This is a genomic window from Paenibacillus sp. QJM3NY_38, assembly GCF_056173265.1.
Map to the genome: position 1 here is coordinate 732,976 of NZ_CM149665.1, position 19,661 is coordinate 752,636.

A 19,661-nucleotide genomic window follows, 5' to 3' on the forward strand; every position below is an offset into this window, starting at 1 on the left:
CTTAAATAGGTAAATTAAAAAAAGGCACAGCCAGGACTATGAATAGCCGAGGTTGTACCTTTGTAAGATAACATTGCCTTTAAATTATGAGGTTTGGATCTGGTTGCTTATGAATTCATTAGCTGATTAAAAATATACCACGCGCTCTGAGCGTATTCAAGCCCCAAGTCGAAGTCGCTGATCCTGGCCTGCAACGAGGGAGACAGGATGCGGATTTTCGAGCGGAATACCGCCGGGCGGTACAGGTCGCAAGGAAAGAGTGGGCATTTGTTGTATAATACAGGGATAAGGACAAGCCTGACAGTGACAGATACGATATATAGGAGGACAGTCATATGCAATACGACGATCAGATGAAAAACCGGATCAAGCGGATTGAAGGACAGCTTCGCGGCATCTTGAAGATGATGGAGGAGAACAAGGACTGCAGGGAGGTCATCACCCAATTATCCGCTTCGCGTACGGCGATCGACCGAACCATTGGCGTTGTCGTCAGCTCCAATCTGGTGGATAGTGTACGGAAGGCCGAAGAGAATGGTGAGGATACGGAGAAGCTTGTGCAGGATGCCGTTAATTTGCTCGTTAAGAGCAGATAAAGGATTAGGCACCGAACGCGAGAGCGCCGCTTGTTAAGGGGCTAGACTTAGGGCTAGGAAATTTGTAAACGGACAAAATGGGTAAAGATAGGATGACGGTTTTTTTAAAGGAGGGTACTCAGATGTCTGTAAACGAACAAATTATACTAGCCAAAAGGCCGCAAGGCATGCCGGAGGAGTCGGATTTTATATTGGAGGAGCAGCCTTTGCCCGTTCCGCAAGCCGGAGAAGTTCTGGTACGGACCGTATACTTGTCGGTGGATCCGTATATGCGGGGCAGAATGAGCGATGCCAAGAGTTATGCGAAACCCTACGAAGTAGGACAGGTTATCGCTGGAGGCGCAGTAGGGCAGGTCATGGAATCGACGGATCCGACCTATCGGGCAGGCGATTATGTTGCAGGAACATGGGGCTGGCAGCGCTTTGCCGCCGTGCGGACAGGAACACTGCGTAAGGTCAACCCGGATCTGGCGCCTGTGTCGACCGCCTTGGGCGTGCTGGGGATGACCGGTTTGACGGCCTATTTCGGACTGCTGGATATCGGTCAGCCGAAGGAAGGCGAGACGGTAGTGATATCGGGTGCCGCAGGCGCCGTTGGCATGATTGTCGGGCAGATTGCCAAGATCAAAGGGACCCGGGTGATCGGTATTGCCGGTTCTGACGAGAAAACCAATTACCTGACGGAGAAGCTGGGGTTTGATGCAGCGATCAATTACCAGACCGAAGATTTGGCATCGTCTTTAGCGGAAGCTTGCCCGAATGGGGTGGACGTCTATTTTGACAATGTCGGCGGTGAGATTTCGGATGCGGTGCTGCGTCTGATCAACAAAAATGCACGGATCCCGATTTGCGGCCAGATCGCACTCTATAACCTGGAGAAGCCCGATACGGGCCCGAGAATTCAGAGCCTGCTGTTGACCAATACGGCACTGATGAAGGGCTTCCTGGTCGGCGACTATGCCAGTCGGTACAATGAGGCATTGCATGAGCTGGCCGAATGGCTGAGGGATGGCAACATTCAGTATGCCGAACATATCGTCGATGGTTTCGAGAAGACCATTGAGGCGTTTCTGGGGCTCTTCTCCGGGGAGAATCTCGGGAAACAGCTGGTGAAGGTAAGCGAGGAGCAGAGTTAGCCTTTTGATATAGATAACAAAAGAGTGTCGGATTCACGCGCTTCGAAAGCCTCCTCATACGGAAGCTTTGCGAGCGGAAGGGTTATAGCCTTCCGGCTTGCGTGATCATCGGCACTCTTTTTTGTGCTTATTAAGTTTAATGACTATATAGATTGAACTAAAGAAAAGAAGAACTTCAACGGAGAAGGAGGAATTATTGTGTAGAAACGAAGTGGTCGGCCTTTGCCCCCGGATTTTAACCATGATATGAATGTATCGAAGAAATCTGGGGGCAACAGCGATCGGAAGAATAATCCGCATTCGTAGTGATGCTTAGGCTAAGAATCTTTAGTTCAACTTATATAGTTAACGATGGAACATGTCCGCTATATAGCCGCTCCTGGTGTCGTAAATTGCTGATACTGGCGATACATCGAGATACGCCAGTGGACAATCATGCCGTAAGCCAGCATGAAGAACAGCGCCGCGGTCTGCGGGATGGAAATATGCTGCTCAATGTATCCGTGGAGCAGGAGCCGGACTGCCAGCAGGCCGAGCAGAATGTAAACAAAGCTTTTCGATTTCTGCATGAAGATCTGGCCATCGACCTTCTCGAATTTGGTGCTTCGAATCAGTGGATAGGAGAAGATAAACCAGCCTACCAGAAAGGCAATTCCCGCCCACCATATAGGGATGCGTACCTGCGGCTCAACGAACATCAGAAACCCGGTGCTCATCGCGACGGGAGGGATGATGATCTTCTTGACGGTGACGGGGCGGTTGCTCGCTTTCATCCGAATGAAAATAACGGTCAGTGCCATAACCAGCATCGCGATCGTAGAGCCTATCTGAAGAATTGGGGAATCGAAATTAACCACAATTCAGAACCTCTTTCCATAAATAAAATGACATGAAATGTGCTGCCTTTTGATTATAGCACATTCTGATGCCAGGCAAAATCAGGCAGGTGCGGGAGGATCAGCGCGGTTGGCGGCGGCTGTCTTTAAGGTTGGAGTCCATCGATGAAAATCCGGATCATGAAATCCAGGCTTTCATCTACATTCAGATCCATAGCGAATTGACCCCCGCGTTCCAGAGATGAGAAGCCATGGCACAGGCTGCGAAGGGTCCGCACGGCATGCAGCGCCTCCTGCTCACTGAGCTGGTAGGGAGCCAAGATTTGGAGCAGAAGCTCGACAATCTGATTGCCTACTTGCTGCGCCTCCTGTTGTTCCGGACGGAGAGGCTGCAATGCGGCTTCGTATAATCCGGGGTGAGATCTGGCAAAATCGACGTAGGTAAGGCATGCATAACGCAGCGCATCTTCGCCAGAGCGACCGGCGACAGCCTTCAGCAGCCGATCATGCAATGTCTGGAGGCCATACAGCATCAGGGCGGCATGCAGACCCGGCAGTCCGTCTACGTGGTTATACAGGGAAGGCGACCGAACGCCCAGCTTACCTGCAAGCGCGGCCAAGGTCACGGCATGAAGTCCATCCTGATCCGCCAGTTCGGCAGCGGTTTGAAGCAGTTGAAGCCGGTCGATTCCGGGTCTCGGACTCATTTTGCACTCCTCCTAATTGTAGATTCCGCATGCGTAACGGCCTTCTGCATGGCAGCGACAGGATTCTTTAGCATCCGGCCGTGGCCGACGGCCAGAACGGCGGGCTTTCGTGCGATCAGCACTTTGGCGCTTTCCAAGGCAAGCTCCTTACTCCAGGTCGCCATGGCAGGGAAGGGAAACCAGGGCTTGAGCACACCGGATACGGCTAATCCGCCCCGTGTCTGCCAAGCATCGCCGGCAATCAGTATACCGCTGCGCTCATCGAGAAATGCCATATGCCCCGGCGTGTGTCCGGGAGTGGAGATCGCCTTGAGCGAACCAACGGAATCCCCGTCACCCAGAAGCACGTCCGGAACGGTAGTTATGTTCTTGGGGATATCTCCGCGAATTGGAGTTTGCAACTCTCCAGGCTGAAGCCCGGCGTTTCCTTTCAACAGCAGCGCATCACGCCGCGAGATGTAGACCGATGCATTCGGAAGCTCTTTCTTTAACCCGTCGAGCGCCCCGACATGGTCGCCGTGGGCATGGGTCAGCACGATCCGGGTGATGGGCTTGCCTATAGCGGCTGCTGCTTGCAGGATTCCCTTTTGGGAAAATGACATACCAGCATCAATCAGCGTAATGCCGTCGCTTTCTTCTACAAGATAGACATTTATCGGGAAAAGGCGAGGAAGAAAAGAAATTTGAGTCACGTGCTCAATCGTTGTTTGTAACATAAATATTATTCCCCTTTCACTAAAAACTAATTATGTTAGTATAATAACTAATTACATTAGTTTTATCAAGCCTAAATTTTAACATTTTCATGAATAGGCTCTTTTTACCCCTAAAATTTTTATATATTTACCAAATTTTGAGTGCAATTTTCATCGTTTTGCGTTACCATAAAGATAGATATACGGAAAAAAATGTAGATTATTGAGATGAAGGGTGAGGGGCGGACGACATGGATATTTTCAAACGCATCGTACTTCTGATGGTGATGTATGCCTTCTCCGCGGTACTTCTGTATGTAGCCAGTCAGCACACGCCATATCTGCTTCCTGTCATCTGGATTTCTGCGCTTATGCTGCTGTTATGCGGCATCGGCTATCTTGGATACCATTATTTCTTTAAAGGACGCAGAAAACGAAGTTAATCAAGAGATACGTACAAGTCTGCCTAACCGGGCGGGCTTTTTTGTTTGTATAAGGAGAACTCGAAAAATAAAAAAACCGTTTGAATCACTTTGCAGTCTTATATACAGTGATGTAAACAAGCGAGGCAGGTCGGACAAGGGGAAGGGTAATCGGATGATAGATCATAATGAGCTTGCGGCTGCTGCATGCAGAGGAGACGAGGAAGCGTTCTATGCACTCGTGACAGAGCACCGAAGGCGCCTATATGGAATTGCGTACAGTTATTTGCATAACGAGAGTGACGCACTGGAGGTATTGCAGGAGACGGTGTGCAGGGCTTGGGTGAAGTGCCGGAAGCTGAAGCATCCGGAGGCGTTTGTCCCTTGGCTCATTCGGATCCTGATTAACTGCTGCATGGATGAGCATAAACGAAAAAAACGCGTGGTTCCGGTTGAAGAAGTGCGCAGCCAGGAGACGGCTGCCGAGATGGTCAGTGACAGCAAGCTGGATCTGGAGCGTGCGCTCAGCCGGATGAAGCCCAAATACCGCCATGTGCTGATTTTGAAATACTATCAGGACATGACAATCAGCGATATCGCCAATATTCTCGATGTTCCGGAGGGTACGGTCAAAACCCGGCTGCATCAAGGATTAAAGCTGCTGCGGCAAAAAATCGAGCCAGGAGGTGCCATATTCCATGTTTGAGAAGGAAGAGCGAATGCTCAAGGAGATGAACAGGGACGCGGAGATCAGCGCAGCGGTTGTATCCGATGAAGCATTGGACGCGGCGGTGCGAGGCGGGATGCGAAGAGGACGGCGCACGCATCGGAGCCGGGCCCGAATGGCTAACGTCTCTGCCATGTTTGTAACCGTTGCGGCTGCGCTGCTGTTCGTCGTCTGGATCGGGAACGAAGGGCTGGTAAATCCCAAGGAGCAAATGGCGGCTCAAGGGCCGTATCCGTCATTGACCGGGTTTGATTTCGGAGAAGATATTACGCTGAATTCAGCCAACAAACACGGCATGATTCAACTGGTGGATCAATCAGCGACCAGAGGGGATTATACGGTAACGGTCAACGGGATACTTGTAGGCTCCCAGCAGATGGAGGTGTTCTATACGATCCAAAACCGTGCGGAGAATCCCGCAGATGTAAAGGGGCTGGAGATGAAGCGCCGGGGATCCAGCGAACCGCTGCCTTATAGTATTGGGTCGTCGGGTGGAAACGAGATTAAGCCCGGCGCCGACAAGCTGTTCCATTCCCGATCGTATATTCATATGGCCGAGAATCACTCTATACCTGAGGAACTGACGTTATCTTTTAAGATCGCTCCCTACTCGACAAATACGGCTTATGAATCTTCGGCAGAGAACGAGCAGGTGATCGATGTTAACGTATCCGTTGATATGGAGACAGTCCGGAAGTATATTAGCACGATTCCACTCAACAAAATGCTGCAGATTGAGAGTCAGCGGTTCTATTTGAAAGAAGCCGTGTTGTCTCCAGCCGGTATCGTCGTGAAAGCAAACATCCCATCCAGCAATACGATGAAGGTATCCGGTTTATGGGATGTGTATTTGGAAGCCGTGGTTAACGGCGAGAAGATCAGATTGAACAGCGATTCCGCATTTTTGCCCGGTGCAGGCGGTGGAGACATGACTTACTTCTTCGACAGCAATATATTGGAGAAGCCGGAATCGATCACGCTGAAAGCGAGCGGATTTCAGGCAGTGGACCCCTCGAAGATGAAACTCGTGGTGGATACGGATAAGAAGGAGGTCATTCGTTCACCGGACGGCGATCTTCGGTTCGGAGAGTACACGGGGCATACGCTGACAGTTGAATACGAAGAACAGGCTGACCGGCATATGGGCAGCGTGTCGATTGAACCGGAGTTTGTGGATGGAGAAGGGAAAAAGCATAGGATCAACGAGGATGCAGGGGGGCTCATTGCCTCGTCCCAATCCTCATCGGATTCTGAGGTAAGCCTCATTACGCAGTATATTCACCTTAAGCCCGGGGTTTACCCTCAGCCGCTGACATTTACGTTAAGCAGTTATCCTGGTGTCATGGAGCAGGCATTCGAGGTGCCGATTCAATAAACTTAGAGATGCTGAAAGCTCATCAGGATAACCACAACGCCGAATGCGATGGCCACTTTGCCGGCGAATTTTAGATACCATATTCTCAAATCGCTGAGTTCAATATCATCTCGCGTTCTTCTAAACCACCATGAATGCGGATTTCTGATGGCATGTATGCCAGTCGCAATGAATGCGATGCCCATGAACGCTGTGGATATGAAGTTGATGAACATGCGTAGATCAGCTCCTTTCTTTAGAGATAATACGTATAGTTAATCAACAAAGTTCCAACATATGTAAAGTAATAGAGCGTTCATTCTTTATGTTATGCTCCCGAATTAAGGACACGAAAAAGGAACCGCCCCCGACCAGATGGCCGGAGGACGGTTTCTCTTTTTCATTTATGATATTTTGAATCATGGGCTTGATGGCGCTATTCCTTGTGTTCGGTAGGGGAGCTGCCTTCGTGTCCCTTGGCATCCAGGAGTTCGATTAGAGCTTTGGGCACACCGTTAAGCAGGAGCCATTCACGGAGGGTTTCGATGGCGCGGATATGGCCATTCCCCTCATCCCGCCAGGTTAGCAGCTCGACAACTTTAATGACGAGGAGCATGAGCTCCATTTTGTCATGCTCGGTTTGGTCTGCGCGGATTTTTTGGAATGCGGCTTCTTTTTCCCAATCCAGCAGGATCTCTTCACCAATGGTTGGTCTCATGAGTGAATAGCTGTAATCGCACTGCGGGCAGAGTACCGTGGTGAACTGTTCTGATTTGAACGTAACCCCGATATCCGCCTGACACTGACGGCAGTGAAATTGGACTTCTATAGCTGAGTTCGTTTCCATATCTATGTTGCCTCCTTCGAAGAGAAAGGTATCTACTTATACCCAATAGTCGGTAACTATGACCCATCTCCCCATGAAAGAGGCGCATAAAAAAGGAACCGCTAATGAGACGATTCCTTGAGGACCCGAGCTAGAAATCAGCGTTGCCTTCTACCGCGTGCTTTTAACATGGGTTAGCACATTATAGAGAAAAGCGAGAATGCCCAGCGTTACCAGAACCCCTCCAACCGCAATGACCGGCTCTACCGATTCCATGCCGCTAACCAGCAGTGCAAGACCAATCATCATGACAGGCAGACCGATATTGTGCAGCCAAAAATGAACTTTACCTGCGGTGGATTCCCCAGCTGCGGGGAACTGAACATAAATAACACCTGCAAGAGCCAGGGATGCCCAGCCCAGAAGGTTAACGTGTGCATGAACTGAGGCGTAATCGTAGCTGTGGGTGATCGACATGTACATGCCCAGCAGTACCCCGAGCACGAAATAAACAGCAGAGATCTTGATTAATTTGACACCCATAAAACCCCTCCTTCAAGGATTACTATTATGATATATGTCACCTATGGTGAAGTAGACCAAGAGGGAGGAAGATTTAATAAAGAACTAAGTTAGAACCCCCCGGGGGGGCGAATATCAATCGCACGACTTTACATGGACGATACAAAAAGAAAACCGTGCCCCTCGTCGGGGAATTCACGGTTAATGTTTTACGTTCTCATTATGCCACTGACCTATTCCAGCTCCAGCACATCATAGATCAGCCATTTGCCTTCGGTTTTCTTGAGCCAGTAGAGGGAGGTCGAATGGATGATTTCACCGCCGGCATCATCGGTTTCTTCAGCGTAGACGACGGCGTCTTCCCCTTGGAAGAAGACCGTTCGGAGCTCAACTGATTTAAGGTTGAAATTCACCTCATCGAAGATGCCTTCCGCAATGCTGGTTCGGAACATTTCGTGGAAGACCGATTCCGGATGAATAACCGACATGAGCAGCGGACCATTCTCATCATTGAAGCCCTTGGACTGGGTGTCAATGGTCGCCACGATGGCTTTTTGTTCCGCTTCCGGCACTTCCGGATGAGCTTCCAGCAGTTCATCTCCGACTAGATATTCCGTCTCGTAATGGCTCAGATCATAGATTTTCCATGCTCCCGACGCGTCCTTCTTCAAGAGATTCTCGTAATGGAGCGTAGCATCCCAAGCAAAAGGCCCGCTGGTGCGGTCGAGGGTCACACTGGTGTAGGCATGGATCGACGTTCCGGCTACCGTTACTTCCCATACGTCAGCGGATACATGCAGATCGTTCTTGAATTGGTTCTGATAATGTTCTTGGATTTCTGCAAAAACAGGGGATTTTGGATGGAAGGCGCTCATGACAGCATCCAGTTTCTTGGCATTACCAGCTTCTTCAATCGTATGATAAAGCTTCTTCACCTCGTCGGTGGCTTTGTCGATTGCACCCTCCCGGTCGATCTTGATGGTACGTGACTTGAAGTCCCACTTCAAGGGCAGTCCGGTGGCTTCCGCTACGAAACGAAGGGGAACCAGCGTGTTGCCGCCTTGCGTGAATGGGGCGATCTGAAGCGTGGTTTTTGCGCCATTGACATAAGCGGTCTTCTGCCCGATGGTCATCTGCAGCTTCTGATCGAGGTATGTACCCGTTATCTGTTTATTTCCGCTGTTCCAATTGACTGTATAATCCAGGGCCTGAAACAGAGGGCGGAATTGCACGAAGGTAACTCCATTTTTCATAATAGGGGCTGCCTGAAATTTGATTTCCTGGTTATCGAGGTAGACTCGGATATTCCCTTGAATCTTTGCCGGAGCGGCTTGCGTCGCGCTGGCGAACAGGAACAGAAAAGCGAATGCCAGTAGGCTTATTTTTTTCTTCAATTGGCTGTCATCTCCTTCAACGAATGATAGAATAGAGGGGTAATTGTGGTAATCGTACATGATAAAACCAATGCTAGCAATAGATTTCTTCGTGAGTAATAAGGGGTAGAGCAACGTGGCGGCGGCTTGCCGGTTCGAATTGAAAAAAGGCGGTAAGCACGAAGCCCTTATGGGTAATACATAATAAGGATCAGACCGGGTCACCGGAACATTCATTAGACAAAGGAGTGGATCACATGACAGCAGGACAGGAACTGATATTTTACATAGGAACCTACGGTTCGGAGGAAGAGAATCGCATTCATTGGGGGGCGATGGACCGGGGTACAGGCGAGCTTCGTCTCTTAGGCGGTACGGCTGGTATTGAAAACCCTACCTATCTGGATTTCGATGATTCCATCTCCGTACTGTATGCAGCCAGTGAGAAGGGCGAAAGCGATGTGTCGGCTTATTCAGCCAATCTGGTAACCGGTGAATTAACGCTGCTGAATGTTCAGTCTACCGGCTCATCCGGTGCGTGTCATGTATCCCGGACATCGGACGGGAAGTATCTGCTTACGACAGGGTACAGCGATGGACAAATCTCGGTGCTGGCATTAGAAGAAGACGGTCAGATCGGAGAGCTGGTCTCCAAGATCAAGCACAGCGGACGCGGTCTTCGCGATGACCGTCAATCGGAAGCGCATCCGCATTCGATATTTGAAGACCCCGTCAACAAGTATATCGTGGTCAGTGACCTGGGCATGGATGATGTGAACCTGTATCGGCTGGAGGAAGGCAAGCTGGTTACCCAACGCGAGATCAGTCTTCCGCCAGGCTCGGGCCCAAGGCATGTGTCCTTTCATCCATCAGGCAAGTGGGTGTATGGCGCGAACGAGCTGAACAGCACGGTAACGGCATACGCAAACGACGGGACATTTGGGGATTTGAAAATATTACAGCATATATCGACGCTGCCAGAGGATGTAGTGTTGGATAACAACACATCGGCCCACCTGCTGGTATCTCCTTGCGGCCGTTATCTGTACGCCTCCAACCGGGGCCATGACAGCATCGTTCAATATGTGATCGACCAGGAGACCGGTACGCTCCGCGCAGTTAACTGGGTGTCTTCCGGCGGTAAAACGCCGCGCCACTTCAATATACTGCCAGAGGGCTTTCTGCTGACGGCGAATCAGGACAATGGTTTGATCGCAAGTTATCGGATCGATCCGGACACGGGTAACCTGGTCTCTACGGGTTATACACTAGAAGTTACGCGCCCGGTATGTATCTGTCCTGTAGAGAAGGCAAAGGCGAATAAACGTTAACTTATATAAAGAAGAAGCAGCCCGAACCCGGAAATGGGACGTGAGCTGCTTCTTTTTTTGGTGTTCTTCGCCCGTAGCAATGCACAAACCTCCGCAAAGGGAGCAAACAGGCTAAGCAAGGTCATAGGAAATCATAGGAATTCATGGGTTTAAAGATTCATTCGATGAATAATTAATGCGCAAAGATATGATTGCCGATCTGCAGCACTTGCGGTCTGGACCAGATCCATTTGCTGGTCGCTGTTTTGGGATTGAAATAATAAAGGGATTCATAAGTCGGATCCCAGCCGCGAACGGCATCCAATGCGGCCAGATAGGCGGTCCGGTTCGGGGGGAGCCAGTATTGTCCATCGTCTACGGCTGTAAAGGCCCCTTTTTGAAAGACGACGCCCCGAATATCATTCGGAAATTCGCTGGATTGAATGCGGTTCATGACAACAGCCCCGACGGCAACTTGTCCTTTGTAAGGCTCACCGCGGGCTTCACTGTAAATGACTCTGGCCATGACATCCATTTCGGATTGATTTAACGTATATTTTTTCAGCTGTCTCCAGGTTTGCGCGCCGGTAACTCCATCGGCTGGCACACCGTATTCTTTTTGGAAACGGGTAACAGCTGTTTTCGTGTTTGCGCCATATTTGCCATCCAGCGGCTGCGTGTAGAAGTCCAGCGTTTTCAGGCGATATTGAAGTTCCCAGACATCCCCGTTTTCACTGCCCGGCTTTAACAGCGGAGCTGCCTCCGTCGTTTGGGCGAATGCAGGCATGAACAGAAGAATACTTAGGAAAAGAGCAGAAATTATTTTCCTGGTTGGCTTTCTTATGGTGATCATCTCCTTTGGGGTTGAATTATAAGGATGGAAGCGGGTTCATACAACCCTCAGTAAATGGAAAACCGCGCAGTGACTGCGTTCGCGGGCCAAAAATGGTACTATGGACCGGGGGGTCCCAAACTTGTAATTATTTGAAAAAAAGGTTTGACAGCAGAGGATGGACTTATTACAATAGCAACGTAACATACTAAACAGGTAGGAATTATAATATTTCGTTCTCACCGTATCGACGGAGGAACGCTCAAGGATCAAGAGCAGGCACGGTAGCAAACCGGCTTGACTCTGTTCTGATGAGCCTTCCTCCGTCTTTTTTTTGCCATACGGCCTGTTTAGTAGAGAATACCAGGGGGAGTGATCCATATGAAAAAGGTGTTGAAGCAAGGGGTTCTCATCGGATTAACCATGATGTTGACGGCGGCGCTTACGGCTTGCGGTGCAGAGAAAACAGAGACAGTCGCAACCGCCAATGGAGAAGCGCCTGCTTCGGGTTCAAGCAAGCCGAGCGTGGAACTTCTCAATGTTTCTTACGATCCGACCCGCGAGTTATATGACCAGTACAATAAAGCATTCGCGGCGCATTGGGAGAAAGAACAAGGCCAGAAGGTAACATTTAAGCAATCGCACGGGGGTTCAGGCAAGCAAAGCCGTTCGGTAATCGACGGTTTGGAGGCGGATGTGGTGACACTGGCCCTCGGATACGATATCGATGCAATCCGTCAGGCCGGATTGATCAATGAGGGCTGGGAGAGCAAGTTCGAGCATAACAGTGCGCCTTACACCTCGACGATCGTTTTCCTCGTCCGCAAAGGCAACCCGAAAGGCATTAAGGATTGGCCGGATCTGATCAAGGAGGGGGTAGAGGTTATCACACCGAACCCGCAGACCTCCGGCGGCGCACGGTGGAACTACCTGGCGGCATGGGGCTATGCACTCAAGGTTAACCATAACGATGAAGCGAAGGCACAGGAATTCGTGAAAGAGCTGTTCACCCACGTGCCGGTGCTGGACAGCGGCGCACGTGGTGCAACAACCACTTTTGTAGAACGTGGAATCGGGGATGTGCTGCTGGCTTGGGAAAATGAAGCGTATCTCTCGATTAACGAGCTGGGACCGGACAAATTCGAAATCGTGAACCCGTCGGTCAGCATTTTGGCGGAACCGCCGGTGGCCGTCGTGGATAAGAACGTCGACAAGCGAGGGACCCGTGAGGTAGCGGAAGCGTACCTGCAATATCTATACAGTGAAGAGGGACAGACGATTGCGGCGGAGAATTACTACCGTCCGACGCTTGCCAGCGTGGCTGACAAATACAAGGAGAAATTCCCGGCCATCGAATTGTTTACGCTCAAGGATGTGTTTGGAACATGGGAAGAGACGCAAACGAAGCATTTCAATGACGGCGGCATCTTTAATCAGATTTACGTGCCAGGAAGCTGATCGGCATAACCGCCGAAGGCAGGAAAGGATGAGTGGACATGGCTGTACTCCGCGTACAGAAGCAAGGCAGAAATCATCGCAGGGTGCTCCCTGGTTTTGGAATCGGCATGGGACTGACCGTTCTTTACATGAGTTTGGTTGTGCTCGTCCCGCTGTCCGCGCTGCTGCTCAATCAAACCGGACTAACGTGGGAGAAGTTCTGGTCGGTTGCAACCGATCCGAGGGTGCTGGCCTCCTACCGGGTTAGTCTGACGACAGCGGCGCTGGCCGCATTCGCGGATACGATATTGGGACTGCTGCTGGCTTGGGTGCTGGTGCGGTATGATTTCCCTGGTAAAAAATTGTGGGATGCGCTGATCGATTTGCCTTTCGCCCTGCCAACGGCCGTGGCGGGGGTGGCTTTAACCGCGATCTATTCCGCTAATGGCTGGATCGGATCGCTGCTGGAGCCGCTAGGGATCAAGGCGGCATTCTCTCCCTTAGGCATTACGCTTGCTCTCATGTTCATCGGCATACCGTTTGTTGTGCGGACGGTACAGCCGGTGCTGGAGGACGCGGAGCGGGATACGGAAGAGGCGGCTGCCACGCTGGGGGCAGGCCGATGGCGAACGTTTAGCACCATCATTCTGCCAACCCTGATTCCTCCGCTGTTGACCGGATTTGCGCTCGCTTTTGCCCGGGGAATCGGAGAATACGGCTCCGTGGTTTTCATATCGGGGAATATGCCGATGAAGACGGAGATTGCGCCGCTGCTGATCATGACAAAGCTGGAGCAATTTGATTACGCCGGCGCGACGGCGGTTGCCTTAATATTGCTGCTCATCTCTTTTGCACTGCTGCTCGGCATCAATATCTTACAACATTGGACGCGGAAAACCGCGCGTTAAGGAGGGGATACCATGGCTGGAACTGTACCTGCTGCTGTTTCTGCAGCGAGACGAAACACGCCGTCCTCTCCGGCTGCAGCGGAGAAGCCGTGGGTGAAATGGACATTCATAAGTTTGGCTGGGCTTGTTCTGTTGTGGCTTATTGTGCTGCCTCTGATTACGGTGATGACCGAAGCGCTGAAGAAGGGATGGGACGTCTATATAGCAGCCTTATCCGATCCAGATGCCCTATCCGCGCTTCAGCTGACTTTACTGGTAGCGGCCATTACGGTACCGCTGAATTCGATGTTCGGTGTCATCGCGGCATGGACCATAACGAAGTTCCGTTTTAAAGGCAAAAATCTGTTGATTACGCTGCTCGATCTGCCGTTTGCGGTATCGCCGGTCATCGGAGGCTTAATCTTTGTGCTGATCTTCGGTCGGCAGGGATGGTTTGGCCCTTGGCTTGAAAGCCATGATATCAAGATTATCTTTGCCGTGCCCGGCATTGTTCTGGCTACATTATTTGTCACGTTTCCCTTTGTGGTCAAGGAATTGATCCCGCTGATGGAAGACCAAGGGACGAAGGAAGAGGAAGCGGCCGTAACGCTGGGCGCCAAGGGCTGGCAAATATTCTGGAGGGTTACCCTGCCTAATATCAAGTGGGGGCTATTGTACGGCATCATTCTGTGCAACGCCAGAGCCATGGGCGAGTTTGGGGCCGTGTCCGTTGTATCCGGTCATATCCGCGGTGAGACGAATACGCTGCCCCTTCACGTCGAAATTTTGTACAACGAGTATCAGTTTTCGGCATCGTTTGCGGTGGCCTCATTATTGTTGTTATTAGCCGTCGTAACCCTGCTGCTGAAAAATTGGTTTACGCGAAAAAATGACCATTGACAGTCGTTTCCAACCCATGCTAATGTTAATTCATACTATGTAGGTTGGAAAAGAATGAATAATAAGCGCGTGCAGGCAGATGGCCACTTCGACTTGTGGGGATGAGTAAATAGATTGGGGCTTTGCCCGGTGAGGAGGCGTATCCATGGCTAAACCTTTAAAAGTGGATGAGATGTGGCTCGAACGCATAGCAAGCCTGCTGAACGACATGGAATTCGGTTCGCTGCAAATTGTAGTGCATGAGGGTCAGATCGTTCAGATGGAACGAACGGAGCGCAAGCGTTTCGAGAATACGGCCTCCGGAGCGGTCAAGACGTCCCGGGCATCCGGCCAACAACGAAGAACGAGCGCAAGATGATCCCGCGAGGTTGTCGAGTATTGAGATAAGAACTTCCATCGATGCCATGAAGTGCACCTTATCCAGTAGACTTTGGATAAACACCCTAGAGTGTTAGCGATGTATTCTAAGGGAGTGCGCTTCAGCATTTATGCGGAAGTTCTTTTCTTTTTTGTAGGAACAAGGAATGCGGTATGGAAGAGCGTGATATCGGATAATATGTGCCTGCCCCATAGGATTGCGAAAATAAAAAAACAGCCCGGCCGATGAATTTCGGCACGGGTTGTTTTTCGTAATACTCATGTCGCTGTTGTCTTATCTGGACCGCAGAGGACTGCTGCTAATCTCCGGTTCACTAAAATTTGCCGTTTCACTAAGAGGGTCGTGATCTCCCGCAGGATGAAGAAATTGTTCCATTAGCTCCGGGTGTCCGGCATAGGGCCGCTCACGCCGCTGGCGAGTGGCCGTAACCCGGAAACCCGCCAGATACAGCAAGCATTGGGTAGCCAAAACGTAAGGTGAGGCCTCGTTCCAGATCAGATTAAATAGGGCTGAAGCTACAATCAGCAGATGCAGCACGGTATAGATAATGCCATGCGTTCTTCTTCTGGAGTCCATCAACAATCGGTAGAAAGAAATCGTGGCAATCATGTTGGAGAGCCATAGACACCATACCTCGGGGTTTGTCCAGGCAGAGGATTGCCGTAGTTCTTGAACGAGAATCGTCGTCCATAGGATTGCAGCACCTAGTGAAAGGGCAGGTATTGCAGGTTTCAAGAGCAGCCATAATCCCATACCCCAACCTGGTTTCTCGAGCCGTCCAACCAGCTCGTCGCGCTCCTTCATAAGCCTGTTGATCTCGCGGTCCAGCAGCTTGTGAAGAGTTGTCAATCTGGATTCATCACGATCGCTTAGAAAGGTATCAATCTGTTCGTGGAGCTCCCGAGTCAACAGGTCAGCGGATTTGCATTCCTGCAGAAGCCGGATAAGCAGATCCTCGGGGACGGCCGTTCGGGTCGGTCGATTGATAAGGGTCCCCAGAGGCCCGGCCAGTCTGGTGTAAATCGTCAAGGACTGACGAATGCGGGCGAGTGAATCCTTGCGTGCACCCAATAGCCGGGATGCACTGTATATGTACAGGCCCGTAAATACCGCAGTGGCAAGAAGCACAGCCACAAGCGTGTCGAGTGAGCCAAAGATATCATTCATCCATTCCGTAAGGGACAAGCGGATCCCTCCTTCAATATTCTACCTTTCACTATTGCACAACAAGGGAGGGATTTCAAGCTGATTCGGTAACAGGCAGCTATGGAGAGCATAGGGGGTTGCGTATAACGTTACGTCATATCCTATAGTCACCTTAGGAGGGGATTGAAGTGAAACGAAAAAAAAGATGGGTAATCTTGGGTAGTATTCTCATTGCGATACTAGCTATACTGACGGTAATCGGCTTCCTATTTAGAGATGACGGGTCGTTAAGCGGTTTTGTTACAGAGGATGGGCAGAAGGAATATGCGGCAGCTTATGGTGAGGCGATGAGTCACTTACCAGAACCGGTTGAATCGATTAAGGTTCATACCGATTTTGGCATGGTACAGCTCTACAAGTTCCAGGGGAGCGATACACCGCATAAAACACCCCTGCTGCTGCTCCCCGGTAAAGGATCTGCTACACCGATGTGGGAGACCAATCTAAGCGGCTTTCTAGAACACAGGCCTGTATACACCCTTGATTTGATAGGAGAGCCGGGTTTAAGCACAGAAACCAGACGGATTGAAACCGCTGCGGACCAAGCAGCATGGTTAGCGCAAGTGCTGGATCAGCTGCCGGAATCAGAGATCCACCTATTAGGGCTTTCGTTCGGCGGGTGGAGTGCGGCGAATGTGGCGCTCAAGCATCCTGAGAAGATTCACTCACTCATATTGCTGGACCCTGTCTATGTGTTTGGCCCCATTCCATTGAAAATGATACTGGTGTCCATTCCGGCGTCCGTGCCCATGGTGCCCAAACCGATCCGGGAGAAAATGCTCAGCTATATATCCGGCGGGGCTGAAGTTGATGACAGCGACCCGACCGCCAAATTAATCGAAACCGGTATGCGGACATTCAAGAGCAAGCTGCCTATGCCGGAAGCCATCAAGCCGGAACGATTAGCTGAGCTGACGATGCCGGTGCTCGGTATTTTAGCTGGACAATCGACGATGCACCATGCTGATAAGTCGTATCAAACGGGGAAGGATTCCCTGAAAGACCCTAATAGCGAGATGGTCGTATTTGAAGATGCCTCGCACGCAATTAACGGGGAATACCCTGAAGAGTTACTGGAAACAATAGAAGCTTTTTTAGCCAAAATCGAGTAAGGGACGGGAAGGGATGGGTTCATGGGAAAAAAATATTCCGTAAAAGAACTCAGTCAATTGTCGGGAATAACTCCGCGAACCATTCAGTATTACGATTCTTAAGGCGGAACGAGATGAGCTGGGGCATAGAGTATATTATGATAAACAGCTGTATGTACTTGAACAGATTATGTTCTATAGAGCCATCGGTTTCTCTTTAAAAAAGATCAAAGAACAATTGATCGTGGGCACCGAGGAGCAGGATATCGAGAACATTCTAGATTATCAGGCATCGGTCCTCTATTCACAGAAAGAGAGTATCCAAGCCAAGCTTGACGGATTGCATGTCGCTAAGGAAATGATGAAAGAAGGTTACACCGTACCCTGGGAGCTGTTAGCCCATCTCATGCGTTCATTGAATGAGGTCGATATGTCGGCTTGGAAAGAATACGAATTTTCGGAGGAAGACTCGCGACTATTTCGAACAGTATTTAACTCTGAGCAGGCGGCATTGGATTTTTACAACACGTTCAGAAAAATATCGTTGCAAGCTGCAGCTTATAAGGCCTCAAACGTTCCCATCGAGTCCCGTTTAGCCAGAACCTTAGCCGAAGAATGGCAACGGATGGTTCAACGTGTGACACATGGCGACGAACGGATTCATGCTGCCTTCTTAGCAGTCGATCGAAATCGGGATCGATGGAACGCTGGAGAGCGTCAGCTTGTAATGGAAGCAGAACAATATTTGCAGGACGTCTTGAAGCACTACACTGATCTTGAATGAGCTGCAAGCTGCCCGGGTGCTGCTTCCTATGCAGGAAGCTTAATCGCATTCTTTTGTTTATATGATTCTATGTTTACATGCCTGATCGGTTTTTCTATCGGTAAACAATGTTTCCTCAAGGGAACATAAGGGGCCGAGCCGCATATAGTATATGAATAAGACATCGAAGAGAAGGAGGGGCCGGGGGATGGAAGTGCAGGTGAAAAAAGCGCCGCTTCAACGCGCGAAATTGACGGTCGGTTATGTACTGCTTCTCATGTTGACGGTTTGAAAGCAATCAGGCTTTTTACCCGATGGAGAGGAGAAGTTCTTTCATCTAAAAATATAAAGATGGCGCCAGAGGAAAACACCCTCTTGAAACGCCATCTTTTTTATTCCTATTATGAAATAATCGCGATGTTATCGATCGGAGTCATGCAATGCTTTCCAGTATCTATAGTCGTGAATGGCGAACCCGGAGAACGAAGGGTGCTTCTCCGCTTTGATACATAACTTGGATAACTGTTCCTCCATATAGGACGTGCCTTCCTCAAAAAAGGTAATGTAAGCTCCCTCATTACTCGATTTGGTCTCTACGGCAATCAGGGCTTCCTTGCCGAGCTCATCGGCTTCCTTAAGCTCGGCAGCAGCGACTTTATAAATGGTATCTGCCTGATCACGATAGGCCATAATGACGACCTGGTCGAACTGCTGGATCATCCACCGGCTGATTGACATCGACTGGTCCGGCAGCTGGTAGCCGTGCAGCCAGAATGTCATGTCGGAACCGATAGGCAGATTCAGCTTCCGCGCTTCATCAACCAGATAACGGACGCTCGCCTGCCATTGCTTTACCACGGTGGCCTGGTTTGTTTTCCACTCGGGCAGCACATGCGGCTCGATATCGACATGAATGCCGGTGAAGCGCTCATTCGGTGCAGCGGAAGCCTGATATTCAGCGGTCCATTGAATGAAAGTCTCCAATCGGTGACGCTCCGTTTCAAGCGCCCAGTTAGGCGCGCCGCCAAGGACATGAACCGCGATCCCCTGTTTGCCTGCTTGGCGGATAAAGCTGCGGTAATATTCGGGCCGAACATCGCGGTTCATCTGCAGATAGAGCACATTGACTCCTTGATTGGCGGCAAAATCAAGAATGTCGTCAGCCGAATCTTGAATCTGCGGCGTATCCCAGAACCAGGTTGCCTTCTGGCGGGGTTCGGCCGTAGCGGCATCAGGCTGAAGGGACAAGCTGCTTAGCAGCAGCAGACTGCCTGCGAGACAGAGGGCCAGCCAGCGGACGTATTTTTTTTTCATAATATGGATAATCTCCTTTACAATACGATTAGCTCATAGGAAAACGACAAATTCCAACAAACACACAACATTAGTATTGCGATTTAAGTCATTATTCAAGATATATATATATTCGTAAATATGCACTTATGTACTCTATCGGCGAAAGTGATATTGTGATACATAGGTCTAAAGATCTATTATTTTGAGGAAAAATGAACGAGTGGAGTTTGTAGAGGTCTGCATGGGGATAAGTAAATAGGAGGTGTGACAGCCCGGAACGGCTATAGACGGCACCAGGTGTTTATAATACTACTTAAGATTCAAGAAGAGCCATTCATCACCAGGGGTGATGTAGTATAATTTCTA

23 protein-coding genes are annotated in these 19,661 nt (G+C 50.1%); 13 read left to right on the forward strand and 10 right to left on the reverse strand.

All coding sequences use genetic code 11. The features are described from left to right. The first annotated feature begins 335 nt into the window (after positions 1-335). Positions 336-596: a metal-sensitive transcriptional regulator gene (locus AC0VZ8_RS03225; RefSeq protein ID WP_475486037.1), complete on the forward strand. Its 261-nt coding sequence runs from the start codon at positions 336-338 to the stop codon at positions 594-596. Between the two features lie 122 nt (positions 597-718). Further along, positions 719-1,732, forward strand: coding sequence for an NADP-dependent oxidoreductase (locus AC0VZ8_RS03230; protein WP_475486038.1), 1,014 nt, complete (start codon positions 719-721; stop codon positions 1,730-1,732). A 365-nt stretch (positions 1,733-2,097) separates the two neighbouring features. On the opposite strand, the gene AC0VZ8_RS03235 is transcribed toward AC0VZ8_RS03230, so the two are convergent. The 3 genes from AC0VZ8_RS03235 to AC0VZ8_RS03245 all read right to left on the reverse strand — a co-directional run bounded on the left by AC0VZ8_RS03235 (position 2,098) and on the right by AC0VZ8_RS03245 (position 3,991). Beyond that, entirely contained in the window at positions 2,098-2,589 is a 492-nt protein-coding gene (locus tag AC0VZ8_RS03235) for a cytochrome c biogenesis protein CcdC (protein WP_071222169.1), read from the reverse strand. A gap of 125 nt (positions 2,590-2,714) precedes the next feature. After that, the gene (locus AC0VZ8_RS03240; protein WP_475486039.1) at positions 2,715-3,275 is read right to left on the reverse strand and encodes a TetR/AcrR family transcriptional regulator; all 561 of its coding nucleotides are present in this window, start codon (positions 3,273-3,275) and stop codon (positions 2,715-2,717) included. Next, positions 3,272-3,991, reverse strand: coding sequence for an MBL fold metallo-hydrolase (locus AC0VZ8_RS03245; protein ID WP_475486040.1), 720 nt, complete (start codon positions 3,989-3,991; stop codon positions 3,272-3,274). Before AC0VZ8_RS03245 ends, AC0VZ8_RS03240 begins: the two co-directional genes overlap by 4 nt. Before the next feature lie 230 nt (positions 3,992-4,221). On the opposite strand from AC0VZ8_RS03245, the gene AC0VZ8_RS03250 reads away from it, so the two are divergent. From AC0VZ8_RS03250 to AC0VZ8_RS03260, 3 genes are all read left to right on the forward strand, one after another. Continuing rightward, positions 4,222-4,413 carry a hypothetical protein gene (locus AC0VZ8_RS03250; protein ID WP_071222164.1) on the forward strand — a complete coding sequence of 64 codons (192 nt, stop codon included), beginning with the start codon at positions 4,222-4,224 and terminating at the stop codon, positions 4,411-4,413. Positions 4,414-4,567: 154 nt separating this feature from the next. Then, positions 4,568-5,098: a sigma-70 family RNA polymerase sigma factor gene (locus tag AC0VZ8_RS03255; protein ID WP_260066441.1), complete on the forward strand. Its 531-nt coding sequence runs from the start codon at positions 4,568-4,570 to the stop codon at positions 5,096-5,098. Continuing rightward, a complete protein-coding gene (locus AC0VZ8_RS03260; RefSeq protein WP_475486041.1) occupies positions 5,091-6,494 on the forward strand; it encodes a DUF4179 domain-containing protein in 1,404 nt (467 codons plus the stop codon). Before AC0VZ8_RS03255 ends, AC0VZ8_RS03260 begins: the two co-directional genes overlap by 8 nt. A 2-nt stretch (positions 6,495-6,496) precedes the next feature. Here AC0VZ8_RS03260 and AC0VZ8_RS03265 read toward each other — a convergent pair whose 3' ends face one another. The 4 genes from AC0VZ8_RS03265 to AC0VZ8_RS03280 form a co-directional block, all read right to left on the reverse strand. Continuing rightward, the gene (locus AC0VZ8_RS03265) at positions 6,497-6,709 is read right to left on the reverse strand and encodes a DUF6199 family natural product biosynthesis protein (protein WP_260066438.1); all 213 of its coding nucleotides are present in this window, start codon (positions 6,707-6,709) and stop codon (positions 6,497-6,499) included. Positions 6,710-6,909: 200 nt separating this feature from the next. Beyond that, positions 6,910-7,320, reverse strand: coding sequence for a hypothetical protein (locus AC0VZ8_RS03270; RefSeq protein ID WP_260066436.1), 411 nt, complete (start codon positions 7,318-7,320; stop codon positions 6,910-6,912). 150 nt (positions 7,321-7,470) lie between these two features. Further along, positions 7,471-7,842, reverse strand: coding sequence for a cytochrome-c oxidase (locus AC0VZ8_RS03275; protein ID WP_475486042.1), 372 nt, complete (start codon positions 7,840-7,842; stop codon positions 7,471-7,473). Positions 7,843-8,054: 212 nt separating this feature from the next. Continuing rightward, positions 8,055-9,215: a stalk domain-containing protein gene (locus AC0VZ8_RS03280; RefSeq protein WP_475486043.1), complete on the reverse strand. Its 1,161-nt coding sequence runs from the start codon at positions 9,213-9,215 to the stop codon at positions 8,055-8,057. Between the two features lie 236 nt (positions 9,216-9,451). Between AC0VZ8_RS03280 and AC0VZ8_RS03285 the strand changes: the two genes are divergently transcribed. Further along, the gene (locus AC0VZ8_RS03285) at positions 9,452-10,525 is read left to right on the forward strand and encodes a lactonase family protein (protein ID WP_071222151.1); all 1,074 of its coding nucleotides are present in this window, start codon (positions 9,452-9,454) and stop codon (positions 10,523-10,525) included. Between the two features lie 172 nt (positions 10,526-10,697). Here AC0VZ8_RS03285 and sleB read toward each other — a convergent pair whose 3' ends face one another. Further along, positions 10,698-11,357: a spore cortex-lytic enzyme gene (sleB, locus tag AC0VZ8_RS03290; protein WP_071222149.1), complete on the reverse strand. Its 660-nt coding sequence runs from the start codon at positions 11,355-11,357 to the stop codon at positions 10,698-10,700. Positions 11,358-11,717: 360 nt separating this feature from the next. On the opposite strand from sleB, the gene AC0VZ8_RS03295 reads away from it, so the two are divergent. From AC0VZ8_RS03295 to AC0VZ8_RS03310, 4 genes are all read left to right on the forward strand, one after another. Then, positions 11,718-12,794 (forward strand): sulfate ABC transporter substrate-binding protein, encoded by a 1,077-nt coding sequence (locus AC0VZ8_RS03295; protein WP_071222147.1) that lies wholly within the window; start codon positions 11,718-11,720, stop codon positions 12,792-12,794. A gap of 38 nt (positions 12,795-12,832) precedes the next feature. Beyond that, on the forward strand, positions 12,833-13,681 hold the full coding sequence (gene cysT, locus AC0VZ8_RS03300) for a sulfate ABC transporter permease subunit CysT (protein ID WP_113060891.1): 849 nt from the start codon (positions 12,833-12,835) through the stop codon (positions 13,679-13,681). A gap of 12 nt (positions 13,682-13,693) precedes the next feature. Then, positions 13,694-14,560: a sulfate ABC transporter permease subunit CysW gene (cysW, locus tag AC0VZ8_RS03305; protein ID WP_260066423.1), complete on the forward strand. Its 867-nt coding sequence runs from the start codon at positions 13,694-13,696 to the stop codon at positions 14,558-14,560. A 145-nt stretch (positions 14,561-14,705) separates the two neighbouring features. After that, positions 14,706-14,918 carry a YezD family protein gene (locus AC0VZ8_RS03310; protein WP_071222142.1) on the forward strand — a complete coding sequence of 71 codons (213 nt, stop codon included), beginning with the start codon at positions 14,706-14,708 and terminating at the stop codon, positions 14,916-14,918. A 294-nt stretch (positions 14,919-15,212) separates the two neighbouring features. Here the strand turns inward: AC0VZ8_RS03310 and AC0VZ8_RS03315 are convergent, their stop codons facing one another. Next, positions 15,213-16,124, reverse strand: coding sequence for a hypothetical protein (locus AC0VZ8_RS03315; protein ID WP_071222141.1), 912 nt, complete (start codon positions 16,122-16,124; stop codon positions 15,213-15,215). 149 nt (positions 16,125-16,273) lie between these two features. Here AC0VZ8_RS03315 and AC0VZ8_RS03320 point away from each other — a divergent pair, with 149 nt between their 5' ends. The 3 genes from AC0VZ8_RS03320 to AC0VZ8_RS03330 all read left to right on the forward strand — a co-directional run bounded on the left by AC0VZ8_RS03320 (position 16,274) and on the right by AC0VZ8_RS03330 (position 18,020). Beyond that, positions 16,274-17,257, forward strand: coding sequence for an alpha/beta fold hydrolase (locus AC0VZ8_RS03320; protein ID WP_475486044.1), 984 nt, complete (start codon positions 16,274-16,276; stop codon positions 17,255-17,257). A gap of 21 nt (positions 17,258-17,278) precedes the next feature. Beyond that, the gene (locus tag AC0VZ8_RS03325) at positions 17,279-17,359 is read left to right on the forward strand and encodes a MerR family DNA-binding transcriptional regulator (protein WP_475487633.1); all 81 of its coding nucleotides are present in this window, start codon (positions 17,279-17,281) and stop codon (positions 17,357-17,359) included. 67 nt (positions 17,360-17,426) lie between these two features. Continuing rightward, complete coding sequence (locus AC0VZ8_RS03330; protein ID WP_475486045.1) at positions 17,427-18,020, forward strand: MerR family transcriptional regulator; 594 nt, start codon at positions 17,427-17,429, stop codon at positions 18,018-18,020. 399 nt (positions 18,021-18,419) lie between these two features. Here the strand turns inward: AC0VZ8_RS03330 and AC0VZ8_RS03335 are convergent, their stop codons facing one another. Further along, positions 18,420-19,313: a hypothetical protein gene (locus AC0VZ8_RS03335; protein ID WP_071222136.1), complete on the reverse strand. Its 894-nt coding sequence runs from the start codon at positions 19,311-19,313 to the stop codon at positions 18,420-18,422. Positions 19,314-19,661: the final 348 nt, after the last annotated feature.